Origin of the sequence: Sulfurimonas sp. (assembly GCF_019429335.1) — a bacterium.
In the GTDB taxonomy this organism is placed as follows: domain Bacteria; phylum Campylobacterota; class Campylobacteria; order Campylobacterales; family Sulfurimonadaceae; genus Sulfurimonas.
Window position 1 is genome coordinate 52647 of sequence record NZ_JAHYJB010000008.1, and the last position, 15515, is coordinate 68161.

16 protein-coding genes are annotated in these 15515 nt (G+C 40.8%); 3 read left to right on the top strand and 13 right to left on the bottom strand.

Annotation, left to right across the window (positions count from 1 at the left end):
* Nucleotides 1-11: 11 nt before the first annotated feature.
* The 7 genes from K0A91_RS04875 to K0A91_RS04905 all read right to left on the bottom strand — a co-directional run bounded on the left by K0A91_RS04875 (nucleotide 12) and on the right by K0A91_RS04905 (nucleotide 8676).
* Entirely contained in the window at nucleotides 12-320 is a 309-nt protein-coding gene (locus K0A91_RS04875; RefSeq protein WP_295008653.1) for a VTT domain-containing protein, read from the bottom strand.
* A gap of 83 nt (nucleotides 321-403) precedes the next feature.
* On the bottom strand, nucleotides 404-1348 hold the full coding sequence (locus tag K0A91_RS04880; protein ID WP_295008654.1) for a D-2-hydroxyacid dehydrogenase: 945 nt from the start codon (nucleotides 1346-1348) through the stop codon (nucleotides 404-406).
* Nucleotide 1349: 1 nt separating this feature from the next.
* The gene (purT, locus tag K0A91_RS04885; protein ID WP_295008655.1) at nucleotides 1350-2513 is read right to left on the bottom strand and encodes a formate-dependent phosphoribosylglycinamide formyltransferase; all 1164 of its coding nucleotides are present in this window, start codon (nucleotides 2511-2513) and stop codon (nucleotides 1350-1352) included.
* Nucleotides 2514-2617: 104 nt separating this feature from the next.
* Entirely contained in the window at nucleotides 2618-4795 is a 2178-nt protein-coding gene (gene flgE / locus K0A91_RS04890; RefSeq protein WP_295008656.1) for a flagellar hook protein FlgE, read from the bottom strand.
* A 237-nt stretch (nucleotides 4796-5032) separates the two neighbouring features.
* Nucleotides 5033-6325 carry a flagellar hook-basal body complex protein gene (locus K0A91_RS04895; protein WP_295008657.1) on the bottom strand — a complete coding sequence of 431 codons (1293 nt, stop codon included), beginning with the start codon at nucleotides 6323-6325 and terminating at the stop codon, nucleotides 5033-5035.
* 10 nt (nucleotides 6326-6335) lie between these two features.
* On the bottom strand, nucleotides 6336-7001 hold the full coding sequence (locus tag K0A91_RS04900; protein WP_295008658.1) for a FlgD immunoglobulin-like domain containing protein: 666 nt from the start codon (nucleotides 6999-7001) through the stop codon (nucleotides 6336-6338).
* A 22-nt stretch (nucleotides 7002-7023) separates the two neighbouring features.
* Nucleotides 7024-8676: a flagellar hook-length control protein FliK gene (locus tag K0A91_RS04905; RefSeq protein ID WP_295008659.1), complete on the bottom strand. Its 1653-nt coding sequence runs from the start codon at nucleotides 8674-8676 to the stop codon at nucleotides 7024-7026.
* Nucleotides 8677-8758: 82 nt separating this feature from the next.
* On the opposite strand from K0A91_RS04905, the gene K0A91_RS04910 reads away from it, so the two are divergent.
* Nucleotides 8759-9010 carry a hypothetical protein gene (locus K0A91_RS04910; RefSeq protein WP_295008660.1) on the top strand — a complete coding sequence of 84 codons (252 nt, stop codon included), beginning with the start codon at nucleotides 8759-8761 and terminating at the stop codon, nucleotides 9008-9010.
* Here the strand turns inward: K0A91_RS04910 and K0A91_RS04915 are convergent.
* From K0A91_RS04915 to K0A91_RS04925, 3 genes are all read right to left on the bottom strand, one after another.
* Nucleotides 8997-9413: a hypothetical protein gene (locus K0A91_RS04915; protein WP_295008661.1), complete on the bottom strand. Its 417-nt coding sequence runs from the start codon at nucleotides 9411-9413 to the stop codon at nucleotides 8997-8999. The two genes, K0A91_RS04910 and K0A91_RS04915, sit on opposite strands and share 14 nt — an antisense overlap.
* 58 nt (nucleotides 9414-9471) lie before the next feature.
* On the bottom strand, nucleotides 9472-10452 hold the full coding sequence (locus K0A91_RS04920; RefSeq protein ID WP_295008662.1) for an argininosuccinate synthase domain-containing protein: 981 nt from the start codon (nucleotides 10450-10452) through the stop codon (nucleotides 9472-9474).
* A 162-nt stretch (nucleotides 10453-10614) separates the two neighbouring features.
* Complete coding sequence (locus tag K0A91_RS04925) at nucleotides 10615-11901, bottom strand: DEAD/DEAH box helicase (RefSeq protein ID WP_295008663.1); 1287 nt, start codon at nucleotides 11899-11901, stop codon at nucleotides 10615-10617.
* A gap of 98 nt (nucleotides 11902-11999) precedes the next feature.
* On the opposite strand from K0A91_RS04925, the gene K0A91_RS04930 reads away from it, so the two are divergent.
* Complete coding sequence (locus tag K0A91_RS04930) at nucleotides 12000-12800, top strand: hypothetical protein (RefSeq protein ID WP_295008664.1); 801 nt, start codon at nucleotides 12000-12002, stop codon at nucleotides 12798-12800.
* On the opposite strand, the gene dnaG is transcribed toward K0A91_RS04930, so the two are convergent.
* Entirely contained in the window at nucleotides 12790-14445 is a 1656-nt protein-coding gene (dnaG, locus tag K0A91_RS04935; RefSeq protein ID WP_295008665.1) for a DNA primase, read from the bottom strand. The genes K0A91_RS04930 and dnaG overlap by 11 nt on opposite strands.
* Nucleotides 14446-14556: 111 nt before the next feature.
* On the bottom strand, nucleotides 14557-14688 hold the full coding sequence (locus K0A91_RS04940) for a hypothetical protein (protein WP_295008666.1): 132 nt from the start codon (nucleotides 14686-14688) through the stop codon (nucleotides 14557-14559).
* A 193-nt stretch (nucleotides 14689-14881) separates the two neighbouring features.
* On the opposite strand from K0A91_RS04940, the gene rpsU reads away from it, so the two are divergent.
* Nucleotides 14882-15094: a 30S ribosomal protein S21 gene (gene rpsU, locus K0A91_RS04945; RefSeq protein ID WP_295008667.1), complete on the top strand. Its 213-nt coding sequence runs from the start codon at nucleotides 14882-14884 to the stop codon at nucleotides 15092-15094.
* Nucleotides 15095-15205: 111 nt separating this feature from the next.
* Here the strand turns inward: rpsU and K0A91_RS04950 are convergent, their stop codons facing one another.
* Nucleotides 15206-15475, bottom strand: a complete 270-nt coding sequence (locus tag K0A91_RS04950; protein ID WP_295008668.1) for a hypothetical protein — start codon at nucleotides 15473-15475, stop codon at nucleotides 15206-15208.
* Nucleotides 15476-15515 lie beyond the last annotated feature (40 nt).

Consider the following 15515-nt stretch of genomic DNA (forward strand, 5'->3'; position numbering starts at 1 on the left):
AATGTGGTAAATTATACCACAAGAGTCAAAAAGTAGTATCTTGCAACCCTTAAAGTTCCGGCTATTAAAAGAAACCAAATAAACTTAACCCTGACAAGACCTGCAACAAGTGTCAGCGGGTCGCCTATAATTGGCAGCCATGAGAGCAAAAGTGCATAGCACCCATATTTGTGTCCATATCTGTACGCTTTTGCTCCCATTTTTGATGAGAGAAGTTTTGTTTTTGTCTTTTCGTAAAGAAGATAGCCTAAAAAGTAGTTCAGGATTATTGCTAGAACATTGCCGCAAGAGGCATATATAAGCGCATCCGATTTTGACATGTCGTTTGAGATAGCCGCAACAAATGCTACCTCTGAACTAAATGGAAAGATTGTAGCCGCCAGAAATGCGGATAAAAAAAGTGCTAGTTCTGCGATTGTTGGTGCTTTATAAATGATTTTATATTTTCAATAACGCTCTGTATCAGTCTCTCTCTTGCCTCGACGCTTGTCCAGGCAATGTGCGGAGTTATATAGAGTCTCTCTCTGTTTATAACTGAGAGCAGCGGATGATTGCGCTCCATCGGCTCTTTTTTCAGCACGTCCAAACCGAAGTAAATCTCTCTCTCATCAACTATGCGTGCAACTGCCTCTTCATTGATAATTCCGCCGCGCCCGAGGTTTAAAACAATAGCCTCCTCTCTGCACATTAACAACCGTTCATATTCTAAAAGATTGAGAGTTTTATCGTTTAGCGGGGCATGAATGGAGATAATATGTGATGTTTTTAGAAGTTGCTCAAGTTCTACATGTAGAAAATCTTCTGAGTTGTTTTTCCCGCTTGTCGAGTAGTAACAAACCTCCGCTCCAAAAGCTTTTGCAATATTTGCAACACCTCGCCCGATAGTTCCCAATCCTATGATTCCCCATCTTTTTCCTTTTAGCTCAAAGAACGGCTTGGAGATATCCGTAAATATTTCGCTTCTGGAGTATGAGCCGTTTTTAACATACTCATCATAATATCTCGAATGTCCCATAAGATAAAAAAGCATAGAAAATGTGTGCTGTATAACTGAATCAGTTGAGTATCCTGATACATTTTTTACCTCGATGCCCATCTTTTTTGCGGCCTCCAAATCAACATTGTTCATGCCGGTTGCCGCAACGCATATAAGTTTGAGAGATGGAGTGTTTGCCATGTGCTCGGAGGTTACAACAACCTTGTTGGTAACCACAATAGTACTATGCGCAATCCTCTCCTGTGTCTGCTGGGGCGAAGTTGTTTGAAAAATATCAACGTCGCCAAGTTTGAAAAATCCGCCAAGAAGAGTTTCGCCAAAGGTAAGAGCATCAAGAATAACAATCTTCAATTTAGATATCCTTGATTTTTGTAATTAACTCTCTTGATTTCTCTAACGCTTTTTCAACCTCGTCAAAAACAAGCGCGACTGCAAGACGTCTCCCTTTGTGTGCCTCAGGTTTTGAAAATACGCGAACAAAACTGTTATCGCTGAATAGACTCTCATCTACGCTGATTGCCGGAGCGTAATTGTGAACTTCTGATTTAAACGCGGCAGATGCTCCCGGACCGTAGAATGTAAATCCAAGAGGAAGCCCTAAAACAGCACGCAAGTGGAGAGCAAATTCGCTTTGAGACTGAGTGATAAGCGTAACCATTCCAGTATCATGCGGACGAGGTGAGACTTCCGAGAAGTAAACCTCATCGCCTTTTACAAACAGTTCAACCCCAAAAAGACCGCGCCCCCCAAGACCATCTGTGATAGCTTTAGCCATCTCTTGTGCACTTTTTTTCGCCACTTCGCTCATCTGCATCGGCTGCCATGAAAAAACATAATCGCCATCACGCTGTTCATGCCCTATCGGTTCGCAAAATAGAGTCTCTTTGCCGTTTCTGGCAGTTAGCATTGTTATCTCGTAGTCAAAGTCTATAAAAGCTTCAACTATCAGCTCGCTTGCATCACCTCTAGCCTCTTTTGCTATCTCCCATGAAGCGTCGATGTCATCTGCGCTTTTTGCCACGCTTTGACCATGCCCTGAGCTGCTCATAACAGGTTTTATAACACAAGGAAACCCCATGCGCTCTGCCGCTTCTTTAAGTTCATCTTTTGTCGTAACAAACTCATACTTGCCGGTTTTAAGTCCTAAAACCTCTGCCGCGAATGTACGGATATTTTTTCTGTTCATGGTCTTGCTAACAGCACTTGCGTTTGGTATAACGTTATACCCCTTATCTTCTGCCGCAAAAAGAGCATCTATGCTGATAGCCTCAATCTCAGGCAAGATATAATCAGGTTTTTCGCGGTAAATAATCTCTAAAAGAGCGTTTTTATCCTGCATGTTTACAACATAACTTCTGTGTGCGACGTGATGGGCAGGAGCGTTTTGGTATCTGTCAACAGCTATAACTTCAAGACCAAGTCTTTGAGCTTCGATAGCCACTTCTTTGCCTAGCTCGCCTGAACCCAGAAGCATGATTTTTTTTGAATTTGATTTTAATGGAGCGCTAAATTGCATGGGTATTCCTAATGAAAAATATTAGAAATATTATATCGTAATGAATTGAATAAAGAAAATCTAGCCTACCAAGAAGCTAGATTTCATAGGAGGCTAGATTTAACTTACTGTTTTAAACCTATAAGTGTTTGAAGAAGCTGGTCAGAAGTGGTAATCGTTTTACCGTTAGCCTGATAACCCCTTTGAATAATGATAAGCTGTGTAAGCGCACGTGACAAGTCAACGTTAGAAGCCTCAAGCGCAGCCGATTGCATAAATCCGCGTCCTGCAGTTGCAGCCGTTCCTATAATAGGATCTCCTGAGTTTGCAGTCTGAATATATACGTTTCCGCCCTCTGTTGAGAGCCCCTCGTTGTTCGTAAACTTAGCCATAGCAATCTGAGCTAATCCAAATGAACGGCCATTACTAAATGAACCGACTAAAGTACCGCTCTGGTCAATTCTGATACCGACCAAATCCCCGCCCGTAAAACCGTCTTGGCTTATTCCGGATGTTGATGAAGGTGAGTCAAAGCTTGTCATGCCGTCAAAACTGTTAGACGTTCCAAGCTTAATTGCAACCTGCTGATTTGCCGCTGAACCGTTGTTTGCGGTAAAAGAGACGTTTGGCGGATTGTATGTTGCCAGTGAGCCGTCACTGTTAAATCTAACAAAGCCCGTCTTTTCATTGTATGGCGCTACAGAGTCAATCGTTGCAGGCTCTGGAACACTTATTTTCATATTCCATGTACTTCCCGTTGAAGCGTCAACCGCAACTTTTCTAAACTGTGTTCTAAGCGTATGCTTTGAACCTAGTGAGTCAAATATATCGATACTTGCAGAGTGCGTTGCAGCGTTAAAGCTTTGTGAAAATGCTTTTCCCGTGCTTCCGGCAGGCAACGTCGCGTTAAGTGCTTCCATATTTCTAGTAAAGCGTGTATTCTCGCTTATTCCACCACCGACAATGCTGTTTGCACTCATGCCGGTAATAGCGAGGTTGATATCGTAGTCGCCGTCTTGTGAACCGCCAGGATTTGAGAGCTCAAATTTACCCTGAGAATTTACGATTATCTCTATGTTGTTTTCATTAAAAACCCCATCTAAATCGCCGTCGCCAACCGCTCTTGCCTGGTTTTCCAAAGCTTCACGAAGATCTGCTATAGAGGTAAACTTCTTATCGCCTCCAGCAACCGTAACCGCACCTGTCGGATCATACTGATATCTATAAGCGGTAGCAGCAGAGTCGCCTACGACAAAGCCACTGTTCGCATTGCCAACTGCGAATATTCTAACGTTGTGGGAAGCGTTTGTGTCAGAGTTGCCGTTTGTTAGCGTAATTTGCCCTGCTATTGGATCATATGTGGCAGTTATACCTGTTACCGATGTTTGTGCATTTATAGCAGAAACGTAACGAGCAGCATTCTCAGCCTGAGTTTCTAGCCCCGTACCGCCGCTTGTATTTATCTGCTTTTGCGTACCGTTGTCCAACTCAAATGTGATATCAAGCTCAGCCGGCAGACCTGGACCGCCGCCTGCAGCAACTATGCCAGTTGCAGTCGTATTAGTTGGAATAAATGATGCCCAAATACCCTGTCCCGCCTGAAGATTGAACGCCTCTCCGGAGTCATTGAACATTACACCCATATCGCCGGAATCTATCGGATTTCCGTTCTCATCCACAGACTGAAGTATCGGAAGAACCGTTCCTGTCGGATAGCTCTTTACCTCATACTCTGGTGAGTAAGTTTTTACCAATGGACCCGAGTTTAGGTTTGCCTTGATAACAACATTTTGCGTCGGAGATGCGGGAGTTGTAAGTCCCGGAGGAATGTTTATATTTGTAATGGGCGCCGTTGCGTCAACAAAACCGGTCGCTCTGTCTCTTAACCATCCCTGAACAATAAATCCGTTATTGTCAACGAAATTTCCGCCTGCATCAAATTTAAAATCCCCTGAACGGCTATACTTATAAGTATTTCCGCCATCAGGAGAGATTATAAAAAAGCCGTCACCTTGAATAGCAACGTCGGTATTTTTATCTGAATTTTGAATAGAACCCTGAGAGAATATACGCGTCATTGAACTAACAGTAGAACCAAGCCCTACCTGAACAGGGTTTTTACCGCCAAGCTCGCCTTGAGGGGCTGTAGCGATAGCCTGAGTTTGAGCTAAAAGGTCCGAAAAGTTGGCACGAGAATATTTAAAACCTATTGTATTAACGTTTGCAATATTGTTTGACTCTACGTCCATCGCGATTTGATGCGACTGAAGCCCGGATACGCCGGCAAAAAGTGATTTTAGCATGTTAAATCCTTTGTTATTATTTGATAATATGCACTAAAACGAACGCGTTCGTTTTAGTGAGAGGGACTAAAGTCCCTTCTAACCCCCTTGCCATGGAGTATGCCATTGGTTAGCATACCTAAAAGCTACGAAAAAAGTTTTTCGAGAATCGCAAGGTGTTTTATGCCATTGTTTGTAAAAGTGCATAAGCCTAATTATTATAAGTGAAAACATTTAGCATTTAATGTTCCAACTTTATTATGCGTCCATCTCCAGAGCTTTTTTGAGCATCTGGTCTGCGGTTGTTATAGACTTTGAGTTGGCGTCATACGCTCTTTGCATTACGATTATCTCGGTCAATCCAACCTCCATTCTCACATTTGAACCCTCTAGTTTATAGTTTGTAAGCTCGGTGCCTAGAATATTTTTGCCGTTTTCATCTTGAAAAAACATAGGTCTGCCACTATTGTTTGATTCCGTAAATCTAGCCCCGTTTACACGTTCAAGACCTCTGTCGTTCTGGAAGTGATAAACTGCAACCATACCTATTGAGCTCTGCATGCCGTTAGAAAAAGTTGCGATTATCTGAGCATTTTTATTTATGTCATACCCGACAAGATCTCCAGTTTGCAACCCATCAGACGAGCTTGAACCGCTAAAAGGGTTGTTCATGGCAATTAGCCCGTCAAAACCAGTGCCTAAATCTAGACGGACTGTCGAGCCGTTATTGTTTATGGAAGAGAGCGTATTTGATGTCAATATACCGGACTCATCAAACGTTACAACTCCGGTTTGCGTATCATATACCGTTAGAGGAAGATAGGTAGTTTCACCGGTCTCTTTGTTATAAACCGTATCTACACTTGCACTTTGTGCAGTTGCTACCACATTCCACTGTGTTCCAGGGGAGACCTGCGGGTCAACTTTAGTAAATTCAAGTCTTATGCTGTTTATATTGCTCTGTGCATCAATCGCTTTTGCACTTATTACCCTTGTCTCATCATTAACGCTCAGGTTTCCGAAAAATCTCGCCTCTGTTGTAGGCTGAACAGGAAAAACCAAATCATCCGGAAAACGCAGTTTTTGCTGAGTAGTCACTGCGCCCAATTCTACTTCTGCAAGCTGCTGTGTCAATACTCCGTTATTAATATTGGCGCCCATTGTTCCTAAAACATAGTAGCCGTCATGCGTTACCAGATCTCTGTTTTTATCAAACGTAAAGCTTCCATCACGGGTATACATGGGCTTTCCTTCGCCTTGTACAGCGAACCAGCCGTCTCCTATAATGGCCAAGTCTGTACTCTTGTCTGCCAACTGATAAACACCCCTGTTTTCATCCATTACAACCGTACCGAGTCGTGTTCCGACACCAATGCCTGAGTTAAGTGATGACGTGGTGCTAATCATATTCTCAAAAAGAGATGAAAACTCCGTGCTGTAACCGCGAAAACCGATTGTGCTTATGTTTGATAAATTATCAGAAACTACGTCAATAGCGGTCTGATGCGCTTTTATTCCGTTTATTCCAGTGTAAAAAGCTTGGCTCATCATTTGATAATCCTTAGTAAACTTCTACTATTTGTGATAGTGGAACATAGTTTGAACCGACTTTGACAAATGTTTCGCCGTTTTCAAATCTTACTGATTCAATCGGATAAGCGCCGACTCTTGTCGTTAGCGCATCACCGTTTGGATTGGTATATGAAGCTGTTGAATAATATATTCCGCTATTAACTGCATTGCCGCTTGAGTCTGTTCCATCCCATGTAAACTGGTAAACACCCTTAGGGTTTGTTCCGACATCTAATGTTTTTAGAATATTTCCATTTACGTCCAGTATCTCAACATTTCCTCTCTCTATGTCATCTGGGAAATATATCTCAAAAGTTGTATCTGAACCTTCATCAAGCACTAGCGCATTGCTCCCAATATCAGCAGTTTTGCCGATTGCGGCTATTGTGCTAAACTGCTGCGAATTGCCAAGCGATGCAGCTAAATCTGAAAGCGCTTTGTTTGTGTTTTCTGATGCCTCTAGGGTTGCAAGCTGTGATGTCTGAGATAAAATCTTCTCGCTGTCCATAGGCTCTGTCGGGTCTTGGTGCTGAAGCTCAACCAAAAGAAGCTTCATAAAATCATCTTTTCCGAGTATGTTTTTATTGTCAGTGTCTACCGTTTTAGCATAGTCTGCGTTTGTTGCAGCATTTAAGCCTGTTGATGTGATTGCCATTGTGGTTTTTCCTTTTCCATATTTATATATATCGTGGAACTATAATCTCTAAAGAGCTTAAAATCTCTTCGTTTGCCTCTTCATGTTCAAAATAGCTATACTCTTCATGAGCTTGTCGCTCATTGTGTCTCTGCTGGTGTCCCCCGCCGGCATTGGTATCGCTGTTTTGCTGCCCGTTACTAAAGTTTAATGTAGCATTATTTATTCCATTGTTGCTCAACTGCACTCTGAGCTCATTTGCGTTCATTGATAGGGTATTTATCGCTGTGTTGTTTGAACTGATACTCACATGTAGATTTTTACCTCTTTGGACTATAGTCAGATCAACCTCGCCCAATCTTTGCGGATTTAACTGCAATTTTACTCTTGTAAAAGGAGATTTGTAATCCTCTATCGCACTCTTTACATCGGCTGACAGATACCTAATCATCTGTTTTGCTTCATTCAGTTTAACTTCAAAACTATCACTCTTATGGGTTGTCAATGATTCCATTTTAGCTGATGACGAACTCTGCTCCGCGGACGAGGAAGTGCCATGCAGAAGGTGCTCTAGAGTTTTTGCACTCTCAGTCGTAGCCGTTGGTGCGATTACTTTGGCGGTTGCAACTGAAAAATCAGCCGTTAGCGCAGAGTTGTTTGTTGAGGGTTTTTCGCCGCGCAACAGAAGCTTGAGAGTCTCATCTGCTCTCTCTTTTGGTCTCTTTTGCTCTGATTTAAAAGAGTGGCTGTTTGCTTTAACCTGAACTATCTGCTCTGTTGATGTATGCTCAGCCACTGCTTGCGCCTTGAATAGAGGCGTATGTTTTATCTCTTTTTGAATCTCTGCAAATTTCCCATCAAGTTTAATCTCATTTTGTTCTATCTTTGAAGCCGATAAGTTACTGACAGCTGCATTTTTTTGCTTTTCGTCCGTCTGCACCGTTTGAGCTTTTTTCTCCACAGATACCTCTTTTGGCGCTTCGGCTTTCGCCTCTTTTTGTGCTTCTGCCGTTAACGCTTTCGACGCCTCACCCTTCGCCTCTTTTTGTGCTTCTGTTCTTAACCCTTTTGGCGTTTCGGTTTTAAGCTCTTTTTCTGAGACCGTTTTTTTCTCTATAACCGCCTCTTTTGCAATCTCACTCTTCCCATCTTTTGCGACCATAGCTTTGACATCTTCTTGCCTAACTCCCCTTTGTGCATTCGACTTAACCTCTTCAAAGCTTATTTTAGTTATATCTATGCCGAACTTTTTAGCTGCTTCAACCAGCCCCTTAAGCGTATTCGGAAGATCTTTTATCTCAGCTTTTTTGTAGCCTTCACTCTCTTGTATTTTTGCTTTGATATAATTTTTTGCTTCACCTACGAGCACTCTTATATCTGTTTTTGACAAAGCAGCGGTTAGTTTTGGATTTAGTTCCAACGGCTCCATGGTTTTGTTAGGAGCCAAATTTTCTTCACTTTTTAAAAGAGCGTGTGGCGAATCTTTCTTTAAAGAGGTGCTTTTTGCTGTTTTTAGGCTTTTTTCTTCATCTCCAAGAGATAATATCAAAGAGCCATTTTGAACAATCTTGGCATCCTTTTTATCACTTACGCCTCTTAAAAGGTCTGAAAATGAGAGGGCAGGCTTCTCTTTTGGCACCGATAAATTTAATGGTGAAGATGATGCTTTACTGCTTTTAGCATTTGCTACTATCATTACCCGCTCCTTTGTATTTTTTTATTAAAGATTTTAGGATTATCAGCATAAACTATTCCACTCTTAAACCGATATAGTCCACATGATTAAATTACTATTTTTATTACCTCCCATACTGTTGGCGGCACAAACTCCATTTGGTGCCGTTACGGCAAAAAATGTTGATACGTCTGCTTATGAGGCAAAGAAGAGCCAAGAAGTAGAGCAGGCCTCTAAAAATGTAAAAGTAACATGTAGATTGGTGTGTGATAAAAAAGTGTATAAAGAGCAGAGGATATCAGAGGCGATAGAGTTTTATAAAAACTCTAAAGATTATGGGTTTAATAGGGATTAAAGCTATTAAGGCATACTAAGTCGTTGTGGTATGTAGCGCTTAGGACATCTCTTAACTCAGAGATTAGTGCCTCAGGCTTCTCCCCATCAACCGGATAACTTACCATAAACGAATTCAAATTTTTGGCAAAAAACTCTTCAAACATATTTTTTACGATTTGCGCACCATACTTATCCGTATATGGGAGCACAAAAAAGTAGTCAGCATTATTGTTTACTATTGCGTCAGAATTTCTAAGTATTTGCTCCAGCGAGCTCTCTATGACCGACTCCTTGACTGCTGAAAAATCGCAATACAGCAGGGTAAAACTCTCGGCACGATTCTCATCGAGCCTCTGCGCCAAACCTATGCTTAAATCTAAAAGTTGTCTAAAATTGTCAAATCCAAAGTGTATGCCAGCCATGATTTACCTCAAGTTTTAAAGTTTCAAAAAGTATATCCTAAAAAAATAGAAATAGAAATTACTGCATTATCGCGTATGATTTTATCTCATCTCTAGAAGCAAAAGGAGTGGCTTGAATCTCCTCATCGTCAAGACTAAGCATGTAGCTTATGTTCTTGTCACTTTTGCAATATGTGAGAATTATTTTTGCTGCAAGCTCTTTGTCTGAGTCTGTTGCATTTTTGCTAAGAAGTGAGTGCGGGCCAGGCAGACCGATTGCCTTTACGTGGTAATATTTGTCATTGTTTATATCTTGGAGACGTGCGTTCTCCTCTTGATTTCTTCCCACTACAAGCTTTGAGCCGTCTTTGAGGCGTAAATGACGACCATATTTCATCACAGGGATATCTTTTACTTCAAACTTATCATACTTGATAAAATCAAACATCTTTTTAGCAAAGTTCTCATCCGTTAAAAGGCATCCGCCGCCCGGGCTCTCAAAATTTTCCAGGCCTATCTCTTTAGCAAGTTCAAGCTGTCTTTCGCGACTTCTTCCCACAATCTCTTCAAGTTTGTCTCTGTTCACCCATCCATTTATCTCGGCAATTGTAGGAGCGAGGGCTTTGGCAGATAGCGGACGAAGGAGCAGTCCGTCACAGTTGCTCTCGTTTAAAACTGTCTGCATAGCGTCTTTATTTTGGCTCATCGGACGTTGTCCTAAAACCTCGCCGCTAATCAAAAATGAGGCGCCCTCCGCCTCCATAACTCTTTTTGCCACCGCAAACATCTTTGTATGACAATCGATGCATGGGTTAAAATTTTTGCCATAACCATGTTTTGGGTCAAAGAGTACATCTTGCAAAAATTCACTCTCAATATTTATTATTTTTAGCTGGGCACCGACCTGAGCGCACATACTCTGCATATGCCCAAGTCTATCTTTTGTGCTTCCAAAACCGGTGCTTATATTTACAGCCAAAACTTCTATGCCTTGGTCTATTATAAGTTTCATCGCCAAAGTTGAGTCTAATCCACCGCTAAATAGTGCTATTGCTTTCATCTTCTTCCTTGTAAAATTGATAGTTTTATCTCATATTACGCATTAAAACGAACAAGTCCGTTTTAATGGCATGAACTAAAGTCCCTACAACTCTCCTTATGCTACGAAAAACTTTGTTTTTCGAGAATTATAAGGTCAGATTTTATTTAATGAAATTATACACTACTTATTTCTTCTTCCGCCAGAGGAGCCTCTTGATGAGCCTTGAGACGATTTAGCATTTCCTGCTTTGCCGCTCTCTGATTTGCCAGAAGGCCTTTGACCTCTTTGTCCCCTGTTACCGCCTTGGTTTATCGGCTCTGCTTTTATGCTTGGGTCTGGTTTAAAATCTTTTAGCCATACTTTTGGGATATCGTTTTTAATCAGCTTCTCTATGTTTGCAAGATACTCATGCTCATCTATACAAACAAGCGATATTGCTTCGCCCTCGCTGCCGGCACGTCCTGTTCGCCCAATTCTGTGAACATAATCCTCAGAGACGTTTGGAAGCTCGTAGTTTATTACATGTGGAAGCTGGTCTATATCTATCCCTCTAGCTGCGATATCCGTTGCGACCAAAACCTTTACCTCACCGTTTTTAAAGTCGGCTAAGGCTTTTGTTCTTGCATTCTGGCTCTTGTTTCCGTGTATCGCAACGGCTGTTATACCATCCTTTTCAAGCTGCCCGGTAAGACGGTTGGCCCCATGTTTTGTTCTTGTAAAGACAAGCACCTGTTTCCATTTGCCCTCGTTTATAAGATGTGTTAAAAGTTCGCGCTTACGCTCTTTATCAACAGGATAAACCACCTGCTTTACACTCTCTGAAGCTCTGTTTGGACGTGCCACTTCTATTAAAACCGGAGAGTTTAGCAACTTGTCTGAGAGTTTTTTTATCTCATCTGAGTATGTAGCCGAGAAGAGCAGAGTCTGTTTCTGTTTTGGAAGAATTGCCAATATCTTTTTGATATCGTTTATAAAGCCCATGTCGAGCATTCTGTCGGCTTCATCAAGTATAAGAAATTCAACATCTTTTAAATCTATGCTCTTTTGCGAGACATGGTCAAGAAGTCTTCCCGGCGTTGCAATAACGATATCAACCCCTTTGCGAAGCTGTGTAATCTGCGGATTTATTTTAACTCCGCCAAAAATGACAGCTGATTTGAATGAGAGATATTTTCCATAAACCTCTACACTCTCTCCGACTTGTGCCGCCAACTCTCTTGTGGGTGTTAAAATCAGCGCTCTAACGCTCTGTTTTGGTTTTGTCGGTTTTATTGTACTTAAAAGCTGAAGAAGTGGCAGAGTAAAGCCTGCTGTTTTGCCTGTTCCCGTTTGGGCACCTGCCAAAATATCTTTTCTACTGAGTATCACGGGTATTGCTTGTTTTTGAATCGGCGTAGGCTCTGTATAGCCCTGATCTTGTATAGCTTTTAGTATAGGAGCTGATAAACCTAGTGTTGTAAATGACATTATAATCCTGAATTTAATATAAGTACATAATAGCATAATTTATGCTAATGTGAGATATAATATCAGCTAAATATATAAATACTCTCTTAGGACTTCAGATGCCGAGCAATCAAATAACCATAAAGCATAACAAACACCGTATCCACCCTTGTCCTAGCGAGAAAAAACTCTCTCTTCTTGCTCAATTAATATCTCAGAACAGCGCCCTAAAAACAGTTGTAGCTGTAACAAATAATATTGAACTTGTAAAAGAAGCTATAAACTCTGATAGTGTTACTGTCTTAGACGATGAAGAGTTGGCAAAAGCTACAGAATTAGAGTGCGAACTCCTTATTAGCTACGATTTGCCATCAACTGCGGCTACCTACATGTTAAGATTGGCAAAAGCGACAGACAGCGCGATTGTTCTGCTTGATATCAACGAACAAAAACATCTCTACCCGATAGAGACTCTTTTAAAAAGGGTTATAAAACAGGAGATTGTCGCCGGTTTTGAATATGAAGAGCAAAAAAAAATGAAAATAGCACCAAAACCTGCTCCAAAAAGAGAGCATACATTTAATGCCAACGCTGATGATAAACCAAAATACGCTAAAAAACAATTTGATAAACCTAAGTACGATAAAAAGCCTTTTGAAAAGCCAAAATACGACAGACCAAAAAGAGAGGGTGAGAATTCTGAACGCAAACCTTTCGAGAAGCCAAAATACGATAAAAAACCGAATAAATTTCTAGGCAAAGACGAAAGCGGCAAAGCGAAATTTTCAGGTAAAAGCGGAGATAGAAATCACCGTTATGACGGTAGTAAAAAAGAGACGACAGAGGCACCCAAAAACGTCGGAAGAAAAATATCTATCAAAGAGCGAAAACCTAAAGAGGACTCCAAGCCTAGCTCTTAAAAGCTACGAGCTCTCCTCTTTTTAACTGCGAAATCTTTCCCCTGAACTTACGAATATAAAACGCCTTCTGCTCAAAAGAGATATCTTTTTGCATATTTATTTTTTTATACTCACGCTCATAATGCTTTATCAAAAATGCGAGAAGCTCGGCTTTTAGTGCCTCCTCATTTTTCAGCGGTTTTATCTGCTCATCAACAGATATTGCCATAAGATGCGGATGAGAAAACTCTCCCTTGAGCGCGAGAGAAAACTCGGATGAGTGAAACTGCAAAAGTGATGGGTCCAAAACATCAAGTATCATGTCTATTAACTCAGGATGTTCCAGAACTGTTTTAATAAGGCTAAGCTCCCACATATCTTTATGACGGCTGGAGTCAATAATCGGTTTGTTATTATTGTTAGTGTTAGTTTGGTTAGAGAGCCTGACAAATGATGGACTAAGCCCAAGACGTGAAGCCAAGTAAGATTTGTACTCCTCTTGAAGCATTGGAGAGAGTGTCTTAAGATATCCTATAGCATCTTGCATACAGACCTCTCTTGCCTTTGGGTCGGCAAGGTTATATAGCGAGAGTATCTCATCCAAAACAAACTCTATAAATGGCTGCGGATTTCTAAACAAGCTTGAGAGCTCTTCAACCGCGCCTTTTTTTACCATATCCGCCGGATCCATTCCATCCAAAAAGATAACAACTCCACCGCTAAATCCGCCTGCGCTTAAAAGTTTTGATGCCTTGAGTGCAGCTGCGCGCCCTGCTTTGTCACCGTCATAAGCCATGACAACCTTTGGTTCGCCTTTTCTTAAAAGTGGCAGATGCTCTGGAGTAAGAGCCGTACCAAGCGTTGCAACTGCATTTGTAAAGCCAGCTTGATGAAGCATAATAACATCAAGATAACCCTCCGTTATAACTATCTCTTTTGTTTTATGCACACTCTGCTTTGCGTGGTTGTAAGCATAAAGAAGTCTTGATTTGTTAAAAAACGGTGTCTCGGGAGAGTTTATATATTTTGCCTGATGACCGCTTATTGTTCTGCCACCAAAACCGATGATAGTACCGTTTGCGGAGTAAATAGGAAAGGTTATGCGCTCTATAAATCTGGCAAAACTTCTTCCGCCCTCGCTTCCTATAACACCCATCTCTATGGCTTCGCTCATATTAAAAAGCTGCGATTTTATATAGTTTATGGTTGAAGCAGAATCAGGTGCATAGCCTATACAAAATTTCTCTATGCTGCTCTCATAGATACCGCGCTCCCTTAAATAAGAGAGCGATTGCGGATTTTTTGTAAGCAGATACTGGTACCACTCGTTGATTTTTTCCATAAAATCGGAGCGAGGTTTGCTGTTTTTACTGTCACTGTACGCAAGAGAGAAGTTGTACGAAGAAGCGAGTTTTTCTAAAGCTTCCGGATAGTTTAATTTTTCATACTCCATAGTAAATTTGATGCTATCGCCTCCAACGCCGCAGCCAAAGCAGTGGTATATCTGTTTAGATGGGCTTACAATAAAAGAAGCACTTTTTTCATCATGAAAAGGGCATGGCGCCTTGTAGTTTGCACCAGCTTTTCTAAGATCAAGATACGAACCTACAACATCAACAATATCAAGGCGTGCTTTAAGGGCTTCTATAGAATCTTGTGTAATCATAAGAAATTATACAAAAATGTTAGTTAAAGAGAGTTTGGAAAAGCTACATGTAGATTACTAAAATAGGTCGAAGCAAGACCTATTTTAGAAGGAGAAATAAAATTTTAGATATTAATAAATATCTGTACTCGGATGATTCGGTTTATCAATCGGAGTATTTGCTTCTTTTGTATCGTAATGAACAATACTATCTGCTTGGAGGACACCCAACAATAGTGCAACTGCTAAAATAACTTTTTTCATCTTGTTTCCTTTGGTAAGAACGAATTACGCTCTAAGTTTTAAATCAGAGTAATTTTATCTGATTTAAAAAACTCTGCTATTGATTTGTGTCAATTTAATATTAAAAACCGCTCTATTTCCGTACAAAGATATTAAATTAAGATGTTTATGGTACAATTCGTATTCAAATTTTAAAGAAAGTGGGTGATGTGATATGCCAGGTATAATATTACGCAGTGATGACAATTTCGATGCATCTTATCGCCGTTTCAAAAAGCAGACTGACCGTAACTTAATCGTTACAGAAGCTCGTGCTCGTCGTTTCCATGAAACGAAAACTGAAAAACGTAAGAAGTTCCTAATTGCTTCTCGTAAAAAAATGCTTAAACGTCTTTATATGATGAGACGTTACGAATCACGCCTATAAGACAAGGGCCTTCGGGCTCTGTTTTCTCCTTTATCTAAAAAACAAATCACGCTTTTAAAAAATCATTCTAACTCTTACATCAGGCAACGGGGCCCAATCCTCTTGATACTTTTAGGAATTATTTATTATCTGCATGCTTACGGTCAGCTGCACGCCGTAATATACGTCATACCTATAAAACAACTCTGTCGTACTTTGTGTTCTCAAATCTTCGCTCGGGCAATATATGCTAAACACCATTGATATCAAATCATCTACTCCGTAAAGATCCCTTCGTCCAAAACCAAACTCTAAGTGCATATAACGGTTTATCCGGACACCTCTGTCGGTTTCATTCGGACAGTTGAAGAAGAGATATTTTCTGTGGCGATATTTTAGCATAAGTGTCCGAATGATTTTTTATTTCTCTTGGATTTTTTCT

Excerpts from the sequence above, each read along its gene's own strand:
- purT (WP_295008655.1), bottom strand. The coding sequence starts at position 2,513 with ATGCAATTTAGCGCTCCATTAAAATCAAATTCAAAAAAAATCATGCTT.
- K0A91_RS04930 (WP_295008664.1), top strand. The coding sequence starts at position 12,000 with ATGCCGAGCAATCAAATAACCATAAAGCATAACAAACACCGTATCCAC.
- K0A91_RS04875 (WP_295008653.1), bottom strand. The coding sequence starts at position 320 with ATGTCAAAATCGGATGCGCTTATATATGCCTCTTGCGGCAATGTTCTA.
- K0A91_RS04920 (WP_295008662.1), bottom strand. The coding sequence starts at position 10,452 with ATGAAAGCAATAGCACTATTTAGCGGTGGATTAGACTCAACTTTGGCG.
- rpsU (WP_295008667.1), top strand. The coding sequence starts at position 14,882 with ATGCCAGGTATAATATTACGCAGTGATGACAATTTCGATGCATCTTAT.
- dnaG (WP_295008665.1), bottom strand. The coding sequence starts at position 14,445 with ATGATTACACAAGATTCTATAGAAGCCCTTAAAGCACGCCTTGATATT.
- flgE (WP_295008656.1), bottom strand. The coding sequence starts at position 4,795 with ATGCTAAAATCACTTTTTGCCGGCGTATCCGGGCTTCAGTCGCATCAA.
- K0A91_RS04910 (WP_295008660.1), top strand. The coding sequence starts at position 8,759 with ATGATTAAATTACTATTTTTATTACCTCCCATACTGTTGGCGGCACAA.
- K0A91_RS04940 (WP_295008666.1), bottom strand. The coding sequence starts at position 14,688 with ATGAAAAAAGTTATTTTAGCAGTTGCACTATTGTTGGGTGTCCTCCAA.
- K0A91_RS04925 (WP_295008663.1), bottom strand. The coding sequence starts at position 11,901 with ATGTCATTTACAACACTAGGTTTATCAGCTCCTATACTAAAAGCTATA.
- K0A91_RS04905 (WP_295008659.1), bottom strand. The coding sequence starts at position 8,676 with ATGATAGTAGCAAATGCTAAAAGCAGTAAAGCATCATCTTCACCATTA.
- K0A91_RS04950 (WP_295008668.1), bottom strand. The coding sequence starts at position 15,475 with ATGCTAAAATATCGCCACAGAAAATATCTCTTCTTCAACTGTCCGAAT.
- K0A91_RS04915 (WP_295008661.1), bottom strand. The coding sequence starts at position 9,413 with ATGGCTGGCATACACTTTGGATTTGACAATTTTAGACAACTTTTAGAT.
- K0A91_RS04900 (WP_295008658.1), bottom strand. The coding sequence starts at position 7,001 with ATGGCAATCACATCAACAGGCTTAAATGCTGCAACAAACGCAGACTAT.
- K0A91_RS04895 (WP_295008657.1), bottom strand. The coding sequence starts at position 6,325 with ATGATGAGCCAAGCTTTTTACACTGGAATAAACGGAATAAAAGCGCAT.